The 15515-nt window shown below is 68.9% G+C and carries 10 protein-coding genes; 3 read left to right on the top strand and 7 right to left on the bottom strand.

All coding sequences use genetic code 11. From position 1 onward, the window contains the following. The first annotated feature begins 559 nt into the window (after positions 1-559). Positions 560-1507: a hypothetical protein gene (locus ACQHIV_RS22045; protein ID WP_427884868.1), complete on the top strand. Its 948-nt coding sequence runs from the start codon at positions 560-562 to the stop codon at positions 1505-1507. On the opposite strand, the gene ACQHIV_RS22040 is transcribed toward ACQHIV_RS22045, so the two are convergent. From ACQHIV_RS22040 to ACQHIV_RS22015, 6 genes are all read right to left on the bottom strand, one after another. After that, positions 1483-2181, bottom strand: a complete 699-nt coding sequence (locus ACQHIV_RS22040) for a polysaccharide deacetylase family protein (protein WP_427884867.1) — start codon at positions 2179-2181, stop codon at positions 1483-1485. The genes ACQHIV_RS22045 and ACQHIV_RS22040 overlap by 25 nt on opposite strands. Continuing rightward, positions 2178-3941, bottom strand: coding sequence for a hypothetical protein (locus ACQHIV_RS22035; protein ID WP_427884866.1), 1764 nt, complete (start codon positions 3939-3941; stop codon positions 2178-2180). The genes ACQHIV_RS22040 and ACQHIV_RS22035 overlap by 4 nt, the downstream gene beginning before the upstream one ends. A gap of 30 nt (positions 3942-3971) precedes the next feature. Beyond that, positions 3972-5591: a substrate-binding domain-containing protein gene (locus ACQHIV_RS22030; RefSeq protein ID WP_427884865.1), complete on the bottom strand. Its 1620-nt coding sequence runs from the start codon at positions 5589-5591 to the stop codon at positions 3972-3974. A 25-nt stretch (positions 5592-5616) separates the two neighbouring features. Beyond that, positions 5617-6492, bottom strand: a complete 876-nt coding sequence (locus tag ACQHIV_RS22025; protein ID WP_427884864.1) for a carbohydrate ABC transporter permease — start codon at positions 6490-6492, stop codon at positions 5617-5619. Next, the gene (locus ACQHIV_RS22020) at positions 6489-7475 is read right to left on the bottom strand and encodes an ABC transporter permease (protein ID WP_427884863.1); all 987 of its coding nucleotides are present in this window, start codon (positions 7473-7475) and stop codon (positions 6489-6491) included. Before ACQHIV_RS22020 ends, ACQHIV_RS22025 begins: the two co-directional genes overlap by 4 nt. A gap of 200 nt (positions 7476-7675) precedes the next feature. Further along, on the bottom strand, positions 7676-8716 hold the full coding sequence (locus tag ACQHIV_RS22015; RefSeq protein WP_427884862.1) for a LacI family DNA-binding transcriptional regulator: 1041 nt from the start codon (positions 8714-8716) through the stop codon (positions 7676-7678). 194 nt (positions 8717-8910) lie between these two features. Here ACQHIV_RS22015 and ACQHIV_RS22010 point away from each other — a divergent pair, with 194 nt between their 5' ends. Together ACQHIV_RS22010 and ACQHIV_RS22005 are read left to right on the top strand one after the other, a co-directional pair. After that, positions 8911-12090 (top strand): hypothetical protein, encoded by a 3180-nt coding sequence (locus ACQHIV_RS22010; RefSeq protein WP_427884861.1) that lies wholly within the window; start codon positions 8911-8913, stop codon positions 12088-12090. After that, a complete protein-coding gene (locus ACQHIV_RS22005) occupies positions 12087-13106 on the top strand; it encodes a hypothetical protein (RefSeq protein WP_427884860.1) in 1020 nt (339 codons plus the stop codon). Before ACQHIV_RS22010 ends, ACQHIV_RS22005 begins: the two co-directional genes overlap by 4 nt. Here the strand turns inward: ACQHIV_RS22005 and ACQHIV_RS22000 are convergent. Continuing rightward, a complete protein-coding gene (locus ACQHIV_RS22000) occupies positions 13103-15508 on the bottom strand; it encodes a GH32 C-terminal domain-containing protein (protein WP_427884859.1) in 2406 nt (801 codons plus the stop codon). The genes ACQHIV_RS22005 and ACQHIV_RS22000 overlap by 4 nt on opposite strands. Positions 15509-15515 lie beyond the last annotated feature (7 nt).

Genomic DNA, 15515 nt, shown 5'->3' with positions numbered 1-15515 from the left:
CAGGAGGCGGTGGAGTGCGGGTGTGGTTATGCGAGCGGACGGTGGTCTTCCCGCCCACCCACCCAGGAAGTTGTGGAGTGCGGGTGTGGAAGTGGGAGCGGGAGCGGGGGTGGTTTTCCCGCCGACCCGCCCCCGGGGGAGGTGGGCGAGTCGGCGGTGCGGTCGCGGACGAGGTGGTTTCCCACCTACCCAAGAGGTTGTGGAGTGCGGATGTGGTTGTGGGGTGGGGCGGTTTCCCTCCGCACCCACAGGACGCTGTGGGGAGCGCGCGTGGTCATGCGAGCGAACGATGCTTTCCGTACAAGCGCCCCCGAGGAGCGATGACCATGGGGAGACGACAATTGCCCCCGCCCGCGCTAGCTGGTGAGAGTCCGCCCACCCACTCACCGCGGCAAGCTCCTCGCCGAATCGACGATGCGATCCCGCCCCGCCGCCGCCCCGCGATTCCCGCCCCCGAGGCCGATCTGCAACTAGCAGCAACTCCTTCGGCGAATACCGGTGTACTCCGCTATAGTTCGGCTCGTTCTCGGGGGTCGAGACGTTTTTGAGGGGAACACCTATGAAATTGCAGCGTTTTGCGCTGGCAGCCGCCGCGGTCGGCCTGATCTCGGCCGCGGCTGTTCCGGCGACGGCTGCCACGCCGAGCCGCCCGCACTCCTGGGCGGACAAGGCCGCGCAGGTGGCCAAGCCGAAGACCATGGCGGCCGCGGCGGAGGCTTGCGTCACGACGGTTGTGTCGCCGACGGCGGCGGGCGGCGTCGACGCCGTGGACGTGACGGCCAGCCGGCCGGTGACGTCCGACCCGTACGAGCAGATCAAGTTCGTCGGGGTACGCACCAGCGCGACCTGGTACGCGGCCGCGAACGCCACGGGCAGCCAGTTCTACTTCTACGGCCTGTTCCTGCAGGGCGGCAACCTGTACCGGCACACGACGTACCTGTCGAACACGAAGCCGCCGGTGGCGACGTACAAGCGGATCGGCTCGGGCTGGACCAGCTTCAAGACCATCGCGACCTCGAACTACAGCGTCGGTACGCCGCGGCACGCCTACCTGTACGGCCTGAACACCAACGGCAGCCTCTACCGGTACTCGATGGTCGGCACCGGGTTCAAGTCGCTCGGCCCGATCCCTGGGTTCAAGGGCTTCAAGACGATGACGGTCCTGAGCGAGACCGCGACGTACGACACGCTGCTGATGACCACCAACGCCGGTGCGCTCTGGACCGCGCACATCCCGGTCGCTGCCGGGGCCAAGCCGGTCATGAAGCTGATCCGGTCGTCCGGCTGGTCGCAGTACGAGTCGCTGGTCGTCTACACCTGCGGCACCCGTGGCGGTTCGCTGGTCGTCGGCGTGGACCACAACACCAAGACGGCCGACCTGTACGGCATGAGCAAGGCGAACGGTTCCAAGACCGCCTTCCTCAACTACGGCCGGATCCCGGGCACCTTCAACGGTGTCAGCGATGTCTCGATGACCTCGCACTACGAGCAGCTGGTCGGCGAGTAGTCGTCGAAGCTGAGCATCCTCAGGCCCAGCCTCCGCGCCTCGGTCAGTACGGCGTGGAGGCGGTCCGGGTGGATGTGGTTGCCCTGGGCAACCGGGGCGATCTCGTGTGCGTACAGCGCCAGCGTCCCGTCCTCCTCAGCGAGCTCCCGCAAGAGCTTGCTGAGGAGGACGGCGTCGTTCGGGCGCGGTACGCCGCCTCGTCCGGTGTCGATGCCGCGCCCGGGGAACACCCGCGCGTCCCGGGGCACGATCGACGCCCGGGCCGTCGCGAGATCAGTTGTGTGCGGGCTCCCGCCCCGTAGGTGATCGAACACCTCGAGCAGTACCGCGTCCGTCGTTTCGTCCCGCCTGCTGTTCGGGTACGCGAAGCTGCTTGCCGACGCACCCAGCGAACGCAGCGCCGCGACGCTGCCGGTGATCTCGGTCCGCAGGTACTCCGCGGCGCCCAACTCCGCGATCGCCTCGTCGGCGTTGCGATGCCGGGCGCCGTGCGACCCGACGGAATGCCCCGCGGCCAGCAGCCGCCGGACACCCGCCTGCTCCGTCTCGTCGAGCAGATCCGCCTCCACGACGAAGAACGTCACCCGCGCTCCGGCCGCCTCGAACAGCGGCAGCGCCTCCTCCCACCCGGCGATGTGCCGATCGTCGAACGTCAGCAGCAGCGTCCCGGTCATGCACGGCCGTCGATCGACGTACGGACAACCTGCGGATGCCCCGTTTTGGTGGTCACCCGGGCCGGGGCCACCAGCCGCAGTTGCGTGCCGTCGGCGGTGACCCAGTGCGCCTGCACGTCCCCGTCGTACACGGTGATCGACGGCGCGGCCACGTCCGGCCGATCGGCGCCCTCGAACAGCGAGAACGTACCGGTCAGCTCGACCGGGGCGATGTCCTGCATCGTCAACGACGTCGGACCCTCCAGCAGCTCCACGACCAGCAGGATCCGATCGTCCGCACGCTCCACTCGCACTGTCGGCCGGTGATCGCCGAAGCTGATCGAGTCCACACTGCCGACGAGATCGACGCCCGGCGTACTCACCCGCAGTTGAGGGCCGACCTCCGAAACCGTCGCCCCGTCGGCGCCCGCGATCTCCAGCACGAGCCGCAGTGACGAGACCGGGAACGCCTGCCCGGCCTCGATCTGATGCAGTCCGATGTGTTCGTCACCGCCGGGCGACACGAAGCTCACCGACCACAGCACCTGGCTGCCGGACTGTACCGACGCGAACACCGCCGACGAGAAGTCGTGGTCGTCCTTCATCAGATGCAGCTTGACGAACCGCGACGGTCCCCACGTCGGGTCGTCCGGCTCACGCCAGTACCCCATCAACGGGCGGCGCTGCAGCCAGTACTCGCCGACGCTCACGCTGCCCAACGTCGCGTCCGTGCCGTGCCAGGTGGTCCCGACGACCGGCACCTCGCCGTCGAGGTAGCTGAACCGCTCCCGGACCACACCCGTTGGTGTGTCCAGCAACCGCTCGGCGACCGCGGCGGGCGCCTCGACGTCGACCAGCGCCGGACCGGCCAGCCCGAGCGTCGGCGTCAGCTCCGGCAGGTCCGCGAAGCTGCCGCGGAACCCGGTCGCCTTCGCCAGCAGCGCGAGCAGATCCGGCGTTCGCGCCGGCTCGTCCGTGTACACGCGGGCCATCGGACCGCTCAGCTGCCCCGTCCGCGAATGCCATCGCCCGGCCAGGTGGTCCCAGAGCCGCTCGACGATCCACCGCGCCCCGGCCACCGCCTCCGGCTCGTCGACGTACTGGACGATCGCCGCGATCGCCTCCATCGTGATCGTCCAGTACCCGGCACTGTTGTACTCCGCGAAGCTCCCGGCCGCCTCGATCTGCTCCCGCAGGCGACCGACGCGGCGTACGGCGTACTCGGTCAGCTCGGCGTCCTTCAGCAACTGACCCGCGGCCAGCGTCACGAACGTGCCCTTCGCCGCGATGTTCGTGTAGCTCATCGCGACGTTGCGCCGAACGATCGACCGCGCCGCGTGGCCGAGGCCGGCCCGCACTGCGGTCCGGATCGCGTCGGAGAGCCGCGCCTCGTGCCGGAACAGCACGAACGCGAGCTCCCGCCCGATGAAGTCCGCCCAGTTCCAGTCGGGCGGAACCATCTGCTCCAGCGGCTCCTCGTGGAAGTAGCTCCAGATCCCGTACGTCGGGGACGCGTCGTCGACGTCCTGCTCCGCCAGCACGCGCAGCAGGATCTCCTCGGCGAGCGGCACGTCCGCGGCCGCACCGGACTCGAGCAGCACCAGCGCGTACACCACGCTCTCCCGGTGCGGGTGCCGGACACCGGTCCAGATCCGGGTGTGGATCGGGTTGTACTTCGCTTCCTGCGCGATCAGCCCGGCCGCCGGGTCGTACGCCTGGTCACCGGCGGCCCGGGCCAGCCGGATCAGCTCGGTGTCGAACTCCTCGGTGGAGAAGTGCACTGTCTTGTTCCTCCTGCTGGGAATGGACGGTCAGCCGCCGGCGACCTCGGACGCCTTCTGCAGTTCTGCCCGGATCTTGTCGCCCGCCGAGCTCTTCCACTGCTCGACGTACTCCTTCCAGGCCGACACCGGCTTGCGGCCGAGGATGATGTCGAACTCCATGTTCTGCCGCTCCTTGTCCAGCTGCGGGCCCTTGCGCGAGTTGGTGTCCGAGAACAGCGTCTGCGCGAGGTCCATGGTTCCGTCCGCGGCGAGCTTCTTCTGCGCGGCGTACTCGAGCTGGACGTACCGCGGGTCGGTCGAGGACGCCACCACCGGCGGCGGCGCGGCCAGGTAGTTCAGGCCGAGGCTGCGCTCGTTCGTGAGGTCCTGGTTCAGCACGATCCTGGTGCCGTCGAGCGTGTAGTTGTGCCCCTCGACACCGGTGGTCAGCAGCCGGTTCTCCGACGTACCGAACGGGGACGCGAGGAAGTCGGCGATCTTCAGCAGGGTCTCGGCGCGGTCCTTGTTCTTGGCCGGGATCACCGCGATGTTGTTGTTCAGGCCGCCCTTCCAGCCCGGCGCGCTGCCGCCGTCGTACCCGGCGACCGGGAACATGCCGATCTTGTCCGTCGGAACGCCCTGCTGGGTGAGGCTGACCCAGGCGCTGTACGTTCCGCCCATCAGTGCCGCCTTCTTGCTGCCGAACCACTGCTGCCACTGCGACGGCGGAGCAGCCGCCATGTCGGGGTTCACCAGGCCGTCGGCGACGATCTTCCGGGTCGACTCCAGCGCCTGCTGCTGATGTTCGTGCTCGATCGAGTGCACCATCGAGCCGCCGGACTGCTGCCAGCCGGCCGGGATCGCCAGCATCATCCGGACGTAGTCCAGCGGGCTGTTCGCGAACGCCCAGATGCCGGCCTTCGGGTTGGTCGTTGCCTTGGCCAACTGGTACAGGTCGTCGAAGTTCGCCACCTTCGGCTGCCCGCCGGCCTCCTCGATCAGGTCGGACCGGTAGTACAGACCCCACGCGGACAGCAGGCCGCGAGCGATCGGCAGGCCGTACAGCTGGCCGTCGAAGACACAGGCTTCCCAGTACCGCGTCGGGATGTTCGCCAGCGCCGGGTACTTCTGCACGTTCTCGCCGGACAGGTACGGCGTCAGGTCCAGCATCTTCGCGGCCAGGAACCGGTCCAGCGACGGGATCGAGTTGTTGATCTGCATGATGTCCGGGAAGTCGTTGCCGGCGCTCATCGTGGCGATCTTCGTGTTGAAGTCGTCGCCCGCGTTCACCAGCTGCATCTGCACCGGCGACCCGAGCCGATCGTTCACGGTCTTCCAGAACACGTTGCCCGGCAGCCCGGGCGGCGCCGCGCCGTTCAGCTGCGCGAGCCCGGTGACCAGCTTCCCGTCACCCGGCGACCGCCCCTTCCAGGCGTCCACGAGCGTCGTCGGGTACTTCGTGAACGCGTCGAGCAGACCCTGGTCGTTGCCGGGCAGATCCGGCGCCGGCAAACCGGGGAACCGGATGTACTTCGGCAGCGCGCCGGCCTTGCTCCGCGGCGAGTTCGCCTGCGGCGACGTACCACCGCCGCAGCCGCCGAGCGCCGCCATCGCGCCGAAGCCGGCACCGAGCCTCAGCAGGTCCCGTCGGGACAGGCCTGAAGTCATGATTTCTCCTTGTGATGAAGGCGGTTCAGCCCTTGACGGCGCCGGTCAGGGCACCCTTGGCGAAGTGCCGCTGGAGGAACGGGTAGACGAGGAGCACCGGCACGACGGACACCACCAGGACGGCCATCTGCAGTGCGGGTTGCGGCGGCAGGGCGTCGACGTTGACCTGGTCGCTGCCGATCCGGGTGTTGTTCACGACGTACGTCCGGAGCACGTACTGCAAGGTCCACTTGGACTGGTCGTTGATGTAGAGCATCACGTTGAAGAACGCGTTCCAGTAGCCGACCGCGTAGAACAGGCCGACGACCGCGAGCACCGCCTTCGACAGCGGCAGCACGATCAGCCGGAAGATCGCCCACTCGCCGGCGCCGTCGATCCGGGCGCTCTGCAGCAGCTCGTCCGGGATGCCCATGAAGAACGCGCGGACCACGATCACGTTGAACCCGCTGAGCATCGTCGGCACGATCAGCGCCCAGAGACTGTCGATCAGCCCGAGCTGCTTGACCATCAGGTAGCTCGGGATCAGGCCGGGCGAGAAGAGCAGACTGAGCAGTACCAGCAACAGCATCCAGCTCCGGCCGACCATCTGCTGCGAGGCCAACGCATAGCCGAGCAGGGTGCTGACCGCCATCGAGCACAACGTCCCGACCGCGGTGACGAACACGCTGACCAGCAACGCACGTGTCACCACGCCGCCGGAGAAGATCGCGTGGTACGCCTCGAACGTCCACTCGCGCGGCAGCATCACCAGCCCGCCGGTCCGGTTCACGTCGTCCTGACCGGCGAAGCTCGTCGTGACCACGCCGACGAACGGGAACAGCACGAGGAAGCAGCAGACGGCCAGGGCGACCCCGCGGAAGGTGCGGGACATGAGCCCGGGCAGGGGTTGTCCGTTTCTCATCGCTGGTACACCCCCGCCTCGCCGAACAGGTGCGCGAGCTTGTTCGCGCCGAACACCAGCGCGGCGCCGACGAGGCCCTTGACCAGGCCGACTGCGGCCGCCGTACCCCAGTCCCCGTTGACGATTCCGTTGTTGTAGACGTACGTGTCGAGGACCTCGCCGGCCTGCTGTCCGACCGCCGGCTGCTGCAGGATGATCTGCTCGAACCCGACCGTGAGCGAGTCGCCGAGCTTCAGGATCAGCAGCAGCACGATGATTCCGCGCAGCCCCGGCAGCGTGACGTGCCAGAGTTGCCGCAGCCGGGACGCGCCGTCGACGGCCGCCGCCTCGTACTGCTCGACGTCGATCCGGGACAGTGCGGCGAGGAACAGGATCGTCGCCCAGCCGCTGTCCTTCCAGACCACCTGGCTGGTCAGCAACGTGAAGAACGCGTCCGGGTTGCCGATCACGTTGAGCACACCCCAGCCCTGCTGCCGGAGGAACTGGTTGATCATCCCGCTGCCGCCGAGGATCTGCTGGAACAGCGAGACCACGATCACCCAGGACAGGAAGTGCGGCAGGTACAGGATCGACTGGACCAGCTTCTTCACCCGCTCCGAGAGCAGGCTGTTCAACGCCAGCGCGAGCAGGATCGGGATCGGGAACACGAATACGGTCTGGATCAACGACAGCACCAGCGTGTTCCGCAGGGCGGTCAGGAAGTCGCTGTCGCCGGTGACCAGCACCGAGAAGTTGTGCAGCCCTGCCCACTCGCTGCCGCGGAACCCGAGGAACGGCAGGTAGTCCTGGAAGGCGATCACGTTCCCGAGCAGCGGCAGGTAGTGGAACACCACCAGCAGCAGCATCCCGGGCGCGGCGAACAACAGCAGCATCCGGTCCCGCCGGATCCGCGCGGCCAAACTCAGCCGGCGCGGACGGGCCGGGGGACCGGCGGGCGCGGCCGGCGAAGATCCCTGGTCCGCCCGCTGAACGGTCATCGTCATCGAGGTGCTCCGTGGCTGGAAGATCGTGCGCCCCGGGAAACGGCACTGGGAACGCGCTTTCCCGAAAGCTACGGTCCGACATTCGGCCGTGTCAAGACCGGGAATCGGGTTGTAGCGCTAAGAATTGAGCGTGCGGACAACTCCGTGCCGGGCGCGTGCCGGACTCTTTCCCGGACGCATTCCCGGCTTCTCCGGCAGGCTCAGGCGGAGGTGGTACGTCCGGGAGTGCTGGCGCCGAGGTGTACCTCGGGGGCCGAGCGGGGGACGCCGCTGATCGCCGGGCCGAGGGCTGCGTCGACCGCGGCCGCCCCCATCTCCTCGAACGGCGAGCGCACCGTGGTCAGCCAGTCCTCGTCGCCGAACGGGTTCACCCGCCGCCGCCCGTACCCGGCGAACGCGAGCTGCTCGGGGACGGCGTACCCCTGGGAGCGGAGGTGCTGGATCGCGCCCAGTGCGACCTCGTCCTCGGTGCAGAAGATCAGCTCGGTGTCGCGGCCGTCGGCGAGGTAGGCGGCCGCCGCCGCGGCGCCGCCGGGAAAGCTCCGCTCGGCGGGATAGACGCGGCTGTCCGGCAGCGCCACCCCGCCGGCGGACAACCCGGCGCGGAAACCGTCCAGCCGGTCCTGCGCGGACGGCACCTGCGGATCGGCCTTGAACACCGCGAAGTCGCGGTAGCCCAGGCCCAGCATCGCGGTGGCGAGGTCCTTCGCGCCGTCGAAGTCCGGCGGGCGGATCGCCAGCACCGGTTCGGACGGCTCGCCGACGATCACCACCCGGCCGCTCTCGCGCTCGAACTCCATCAGCTCCTGCAGCAGCTTCGAACCCGCAGTCGGTGTGGTGTCGCGCTTCCGGACCAGGATCAGCGCCTCCGGGCGCTGCCGGCGCAGGTCGTGCACGAGGCTGCGCTCGCGGTCGGTGTCGCCCTCGGTGGAGAGCAGGTTCAGCACGTAGCCGCGGCGGGCCGCCTCGCGGATCGCGCCGAACGCGATCCGGGCGAAGAACTGGTCGCGGATGTCCCCGACCACCAGCGCGATCGCCGGGTAGCGGCCGCGGGCGGTCGCCTGGGCGGCGAGGTTCGTGGTGTAGCCGACCCGCTCGGCCGCGGCCAGCACTCGCTCGCGGTACTCGTCGGCGACCTGCCGAGCGCTGCCGTTCAGCACCCTGGACGCGGTCGACGGCGACACGCCGGCTTCCCGGGCGACATCGGCCAGTCGGGTGGTCACCTTCGGTTCGTTCGGCACGCGGACATGATATCCACACGTGCGGGACAGCGCTGTCCCATGCTCCGGTGCTCTTCCAGGTACCCAATCCCAGCGCTAATCAAGGATCTGGGAAATTACGGCGGGCAAGCGCTTGCCCAGAATCGCCGGATCGGCTAGCGTCCGGAGCCTCAGATTTCCGGAACCCTCGCTCCCACGCTCGGTCAGGAGTTTCGATGAATCCACGCCCGCTCCGCCGCCGCTCGGCCGGCACGATCCTCGCCGCCGGACTGCTCGCGGCCTCCCTCCACCCACTCACCGCGACTGCCGTCGACCCCGACGCGGTCGCCGTCCTCGGCAGCACCCCGTCGTACTCCGGAGTCGTCCGGGCCTGGCCGGGTGACGCCGACAAGGACCCGGCCCACGCCAGCACGGAGAAGGACGGCCGGCAGTGCTGGCAGTTGTCCGACGACCCGTACGTCCGCTACCTGTACGTCGACGTCGCGGACGCCGCGATCCCGGCCGGCGCGGACCGCGCGCTGGTGACAGTCGACTACTACGACGCGGGCGCGACGAACATGGACGTCCAGTACGACGGCGTCAGCAACCCGTGGACCGGCTCGGCCAACCAGCCGCTGACTGGATCCCGGACCTGGACGTCGCACACGTTCGAGCTGTCCAAGATCAAGTTCGCGAACCGATCGAACGGCGCGGACTTCCGGCTGGACGTGAAGTCCGCCGCGGGCTCGATGCCCGACGTCTGCATCAGCCGGATCGCCGTGACGTTCACGGACCTTCCGCAGTTGGCGATCACCAACCCGGATCTCGTGTTCCGCCAGGGCGCGGCCGACCTGCGGTTCGCGACGCTCGCGTCCACGGTGGACTACACGATCCGTGACGAGAACGGCGTACCGCTGCGGTCCGGGCGGGTGACGCCCGACGCGACCGGTCATGCGGCGGTGGCGGCGAACGACCTGGAGCCGGGGTACTACACGCTGACGTTCTCCGGCGCGGTCGGCGGTGAGACGCTGAGCCGGTCGACCTCGTTCGGTGTCGTCACGCCTGCGCCGGCGGTCCGAGACCCGTTCTTCGGTGTCGATACGCACTTCGGGCACTACACCGGTTTCGAGGACGGGCTGGCGCAGGCGATGGCCGACGTCGGCTGGGCGCAGACGCGGTCGGACATCAGTTGGTCGGCGGTCGAGACCGCGCCCGGGACCTACAACTTCGCGTCGTACCCGTTCGATGCGCGTGCCCGCCAGGCCAAGGCGCTGGGCATCGCGCCGATGGGGAACCTTGCCTACAACAACAAGTTCTACGACGGTGGCCGGACGCCCAGTACGCCGGAGGGGCTGGCCGCCTTCGGCCGGTACGCCAAGGCGGCGGCGCAGTTCTACGCGCCGCTGACGAACGACTTCGGCATCTACAACGAGTTCAACGGGACCGGGTTCAACAACGGCGCCTGCGGGATCACGCCGGCCTGCTACCTGGACATGCTGAAGGCGGTGTACGCCCCGATCCACGAAGGCAACTCGAACGCGAACGTGATCGGCCCGGTGACCGCGGGCATCGACAAGACCTGGCTCGACCAGTTCTTCGCGCTCGGCGGGCTGAAGTACGTCGACTCGTTCGCGGCCAACATGTACGGCTACTCGAGCCTCGGACCGAACACGATCCCCGAGAAGACCGTGCTGACCAAGGAACTTCCCGCGCTGGTGCAGCAGCTCCACAGCCTCGACGGCGGGCGGAACCTCCCGGTCTGGATCACCGAGAACGGCTGGCCCACGCACACCGCCGGCTCGACCGAACCACAGCAGGCCGACGACCTGATCCGCGCCCAGGTACTGGCGAAGGCCGCGGGTGTGACCAAGTACCTGTGGTACGACGCGATGGACGACGGCGACGATCCGGGCGAACGCGAACACCGCTTCGGGCTGTTCCGCCGGCCGAACGACGGCGTCCTCGGGGTGGCACCGAAACCCGGCGCGATCTCGAACGCCGCGCTGATCCGGATGGTGTCCGGCAAGACGCAGCAGCCCCGCGAGGACCTCGGCTCGACGACCGCCTACAGCTACCCGTACGTCGGTGGCGGCGAGACGACCCGTGTGCTCTGGTCGACCGGGTCCGAGCAGGTGCAGCTGACCGCGGACCGTCCGCTGCGGCTGACCGACGAGTTCGGGACGGCCCGGACGATCGCACCGAACGACGGCAAGGTGGCGCTGACGCTCGACGCCAGTCCGGTGTTCGTGACCGGCGCGGTGCAGCACGTCGCGGTGGCGCAGTCGCCGCTGAGCGTCTCAGTCGGTGCGAAGACGGTCGCGGGTGACGACGTACCGGTCACGGTCACGGCGGACCGAACCAAGCCGGGGACGGGGTTGCCCGCCAAGCTCGTGGCCGGTGGCGCGGAACTGGTGACCGCGCCGGGCCAGAAGACCTCGGTGACGGTACACCTGCCGGCCACGACCATCCTCGGTGACCGACCTGTAGCTGTTGCCGTAGGCACCAAGGATCGGCAGCTGGTCGCGGACCTGCGCTCGTCGACGACCGTCGTCGAACCGCTGCTGCTGAGCGCCGAGCCGGTGATCGGCGACTCGTTCGGGCTGAAGGTCACGCTCACCAACAACCGCGCCCGGCCCGTCATCCCTTCGGCGATCCGGTATGCGGTGGGTGTTGTCAGCGGTTCCGCCGCCGCGCCCGAGGTCCCGGCGTCCGGCACCGCGACCGTGACACTGCCGGTCGGCTCGGTGAGCCTGTACGACAACCTCGCGTACCGTGTGATCGTGGACGCGAAGACGCTCAGCGGCACGGTCTCGTACTCGCCGATCGAGCCGAACGCGGCGCAGACGCTCGCGCCGATCAACCTCGACACCCAGAGCAAGTTCGTCCCGATCCGCGGCGGGACCCGGACCGGCCCGGCCGATCTCGGCGGCACCGTACGATTCACCCACACCGCGGACGCGCTGGTGGTCGACGCCCGGATCACCGACGACGTCCACCACGGTGCCCGGAGCAACGACCTGCTCTGGCAGACCGACTCGATCCAGTTCGACACGTACGACCGGCTGCCGACCGTGCTCGGTGGTCAGCGGGTCGAGATCGGCGCGGCCCTGCTCGACAGCGGCCCGGCCGTCTACACGTTCACGGCGCCGGCCGGGCAGCAGGCCGGCCCGACGCCGGGTGCGGCGGCGGACATCACCCGCGCCCCCGGCGTCACGACGTACCACCTGACCGTCCCGTGGACGTCGCTCGGTTTCAGCGGTCCGCCGGCGGGGGTGTTCGGGCTGTCCTTCCTCGCCAACGACGACGACTCCGGCGTCAACGGCGACGCCCGCAAGGGCTGGCTCGAGTGGGGCGCCGGCGTCGGCAGCGCCCCGAAGAACCCGGCCCTCTTCAGGACTGCGCAGGTCGTCGGATGAACGTACTGGCCGAAGGGGCGTATGCGACGTACCCGCATTACAACGGGTATTGGCACGGTGGGGTCGCGTTGGTGCGGGAGAGCGGGCGCGGGTACGAGGTCGTCGGGGTGGGGCTCGACGGGGCGGACCAGGTGGTGTTGCTGGAGCTCGAGGGGGACGGCGCGCCGCCGTGGATCGACATCGCGGTGGAGTCCGAGACGCTGATCGTGCCGTGGCAGAACCGGCTGGTGGTGAAGGAGCTGCGGGAGGCGCAGGCGGCGCGGGTCGCGTACGCACCGCCGGACGGGGCGACGATGGACGGGCTGGTGGGCGTGTCCGCGGACGGGCGGCGTGCGGTCACCGTGCTGACCGCGGGGGAGGAGCGGACCCTGGTCGAGATCGACTTGGCGGCCGGTACGGCGAAGTCGCTCGTGCGGGTCGACTGGTGGGCGAACCATGCCCACTACTGCCCCGCCGACGAGCAGTGGATCGCGTTCTCGCACGAGGGTTCCGCATCGACCGTCCCCGATCGGGTCTGGGCGTACCACCCGGTGTACGCGCCGAAGGGCGTCGCTGTCGCCGACCAGTTCGCGATGTCCACCGAGCCCGGCCGACCGGTGGCAGTCGGGCACGAACGCTGGATGTTCCACCGGCCCGGTGCGTTGGTGGTCGCGTACGGCGAGAGCCCGGTCGGTCCACGTGGTCTGTGGGAGGTCCTGCCCGACGGGACCACCCGGCTGGTCAGCGCGGGCGACCGCGACTGGCACTGCGGCATCAGCCGCGACGGCCGCTGGGCAGTCGTCGACACCAGCGGACCTGCCGACACCCCGGGCCGCGGCTGGCAGAACGCCGATCACCAAAGCTCGATCGTTGCCATCGACACCAGAACCGGAGAACGCACCGTCCTGGCCACCACCACCCACGAGAACCACCCCTACCACCCGCACCCGTCCGTCACCCCGGACGGCCGGTCCGTGGTCTTCAACCACATCGGACCGACCGCCCGAGGAGCAGCCGTCGTTGAGCTACCCGGCTAGCGCCAACTGGACTTGAGTGGCCAGGCTTTGACGTTGGCGGTCGTGGTGCCGTTTTCGGCGAAGAGGGTGACGCCTCGGCTGGTGGGGTCCGGGAAGATCTGGTCCGTGAGCGTCACTTGGCCCTGGTCGGCGAAGACTTCGACCGAGGAGCGGTCGACGAGGATGCGGAGCTTCAGTTCGCCGCTCACCAGGTTCAGCGGGGCGCTCTTCACCTCGGCGAACGACGAGCTGAAGTCGACCTTCCCGGAGTGCGTCCGGTCGACGTACAGCTTCTTGGTTCGGGTGTCGTAGCCGATCTGGGTGTACTGCGAACCGCCGGTGCGGACGTTCAGCCCGAAGCGCGAGGCGGTGCCGGCGCGGAGGGTTGCCTGGATCTCAAGGGTGTCGCCGTTTATCGCGAGCGGCTTGGTCGCGTTGGTCGAGGTGGTGAGTTGGACAGCTTGTCCCCGGAGGCTGCCGAGCGCGGCGACGGGTTGCTGGGTCAGTTGGACCTTGCCGTCGACGGTGCGGAGGGCGAGCTCGCGCGGGAACGTCGTCGCACCCTGCCACGGCGTCGTCGGGACCTGAGCGGCGTACGCCCAGTTGCTCATCCAGGCGATCCCGATCCGCTTCCCGCTGGTCCCGTTCCACGTGTTGGCGGCGTAGAAGTCGCTCCCGTAGTCCATCCACCGCGCGCGCTCGTTGGTACTCAAGGCCGGCGAATCACTCAACCGGAAGTCGTCGGCGAGCACATGCCCCCAGCCGCCGCTGTTGTGGTCGACGACCTCGATCCGCGCCTGCTTCCCGATCAGGTCCTGAAGATCCCACGACGTCCAGTCCAGCGCTTCGCTGTTCGCCCCGGTCGCCGACCGCACGACCTTCCCGTCGACAACCAGATTGACCCCGGTCTCCACATCCCACGGCTGCGCCGGGCTGTCCGCGAACAGGATGTCGCCCACCATCAAGTGACCCCAGCCCGAGTTCCCGGTGTTGTCGTCCACGACCTGCACCTGTGCCTGCTTGCCCTGGTACTGCCTGACATCCCAGTTGTTCCACGTCAGATCTGGCGCACCCGGCCCGCTCGCGGAGGCGACCACCTTGCCGTCGACCAGTAGGTTGACCGCGGTCGGGTTCGGCTGGCCCCACCGGTGATCGCCGCCGGCCACCTGCAGATCGATGTACGGGCGATTGATCGTGAAGACCGGCGACGTGATCGTCCCGGTTCCCGCGTCCCCGTCCGGCGTGAACGTGTCGAGCACCTTCGGACCGAGCTGATTCGGCAAGCTCGACGGTGACGGCCCGGACCCCGCGAACGACCCGGTAGCGGTCCACCCGTCGCCGTACGTCGACCCGGAGAAGTCCGCGAACACCTCACCGGTCGGCAACGTCCCGAACGGTGCCGCGCCCTCGACGTACGGATGCGCTCCGCCCCCGATCGCGAAGTTCAGGTGCGGCTTCGTGATCGTGAACGGCGGCGAGCTCAGCGTCCCGGTCGACCGGTCGCCACCGTTGTAGCTGTTCACGAGCCGCGACCCGACGTACCCGGACACCGGCTGCTGATCGGGCAACGTCCCGGCCGCGGGCGCGGCGCCGAAGGCATCGCCCGACGTCGTCCAGTCCCCGTAGCTCCCGGACTCGAAGTTCTCCAGCGGTACGCCGGCCGGCGGCGTGTACGTCGCGGGCCCGTCCGGCGTGTACGTCGTACCGTCGAAGTCTCCGACGAAGTACTGCACGCCGGTCGACCCGACGCTGACCGACAGCACCCACTTGGTGGTCTTCCCGTCGACCCGCAGCGGGAAGAGATCCGGCATCTCCCACACCCCGCTCACCGACCCGAACGGGCCGACGTCGCTGAGATGCGTCCACTGCTTGAGATCCGGCGAACTGTAGATCGAGACCTTGTGCTGATCGGACAGCGTGATCACCATCCGCCAGCTGCCCTCGTACCAGAACACCTTCGGATCGCGGAAGTCCTTCGACCCGAGGTCGAGCACCGGGTTGCCGTCGTACCGGGTCCAGCTCCGGCCGTGATCGGTGCTGTAGGCAAGGGACTGCGCCTGCACCCCGGACCCTTCCTGCACGCTCGTGTACATGGCGACCATCGGCGGGTTCTGCGCCGTCCCGAACCCACTGGTGTTGTACGTGTCGAGGACCGCGCTGCCGGAGAAGAACGCGTTGCTGCCGGCATCGCGCTGCGGTCCGCTGACCGGGACGTTCTCCCAGTGCACGAGATCCTTGCTCGTGGCACCTTCCCAGGTGCCGTAGCTGTAGAGGTGGTACTCGCCGTTCTCGTAGACCAGCCCGTTCGGATCGCCCATCCAGCTGTGCGGAAGGCTGAAGTGGAACTGCGGACGGTAGGGCTCGGTGTAGGCACCGGTGGCCAGGCTCGTGGCCAGGACAAGGGACAGCGCCGTACGGAACATGGGAACT

The organism is Kribbella polygonati (assembly GCF_050320105.1).
Classification (GTDB): Bacteria; Actinomycetota; Actinomycetes; order Propionibacteriales; family Kribbellaceae; genus Kribbella.
The sequence above is the reverse complement of the archived record's forward strand: the minus strand, read 5'-3'. Positions and strand labels throughout refer to the sequence as shown.

Coding starts and splice junctions, on each gene's coding strand:
- ACQHIV_RS22045 (WP_427884868.1), top strand. CDS start 560: ATGAAATTGCAGCGTTTTGCGCTGGCAGCCGCCGCGGTCGGCCTGATC.
- ACQHIV_RS22040 (WP_427884867.1), bottom strand. CDS start 2,181: ATGACCGGGACGCTGCTGCTGACGTTCGACGATCGGCACATCGCCGGG.
- ACQHIV_RS22030 (WP_427884865.1), bottom strand. CDS start 5,591: ATGACTTCAGGCCTGTCCCGACGGGACCTGCTGAGGCTCGGTGCCGGC.
- ACQHIV_RS22025 (WP_427884864.1), bottom strand. CDS start 6,492: ATGAGAAACGGACAACCCCTGCCCGGGCTCATGTCCCGCACCTTCCGC.
- ACQHIV_RS22020 (WP_427884863.1), bottom strand. CDS start 7,475: ATGACGATGACCGTTCAGCGGGCGGACCAGGGATCTTCGCCGGCCGCG.
- ACQHIV_RS22010 (WP_427884861.1), top strand. CDS start 8,911: ATGAATCCACGCCCGCTCCGCCGCCGCTCGGCCGGCACGATCCTCGCC.
- ACQHIV_RS22005 (WP_427884860.1), top strand. CDS start 12,087: ATGAACGTACTGGCCGAAGGGGCGTATGCGACGTACCCGCATTACAAC.
- ACQHIV_RS22000 (WP_427884859.1), bottom strand. CDS start 15,508: ATGTTCCGTACGGCGCTGTCCCTTGTCCTGGCCACGAGCCTGGCCACC.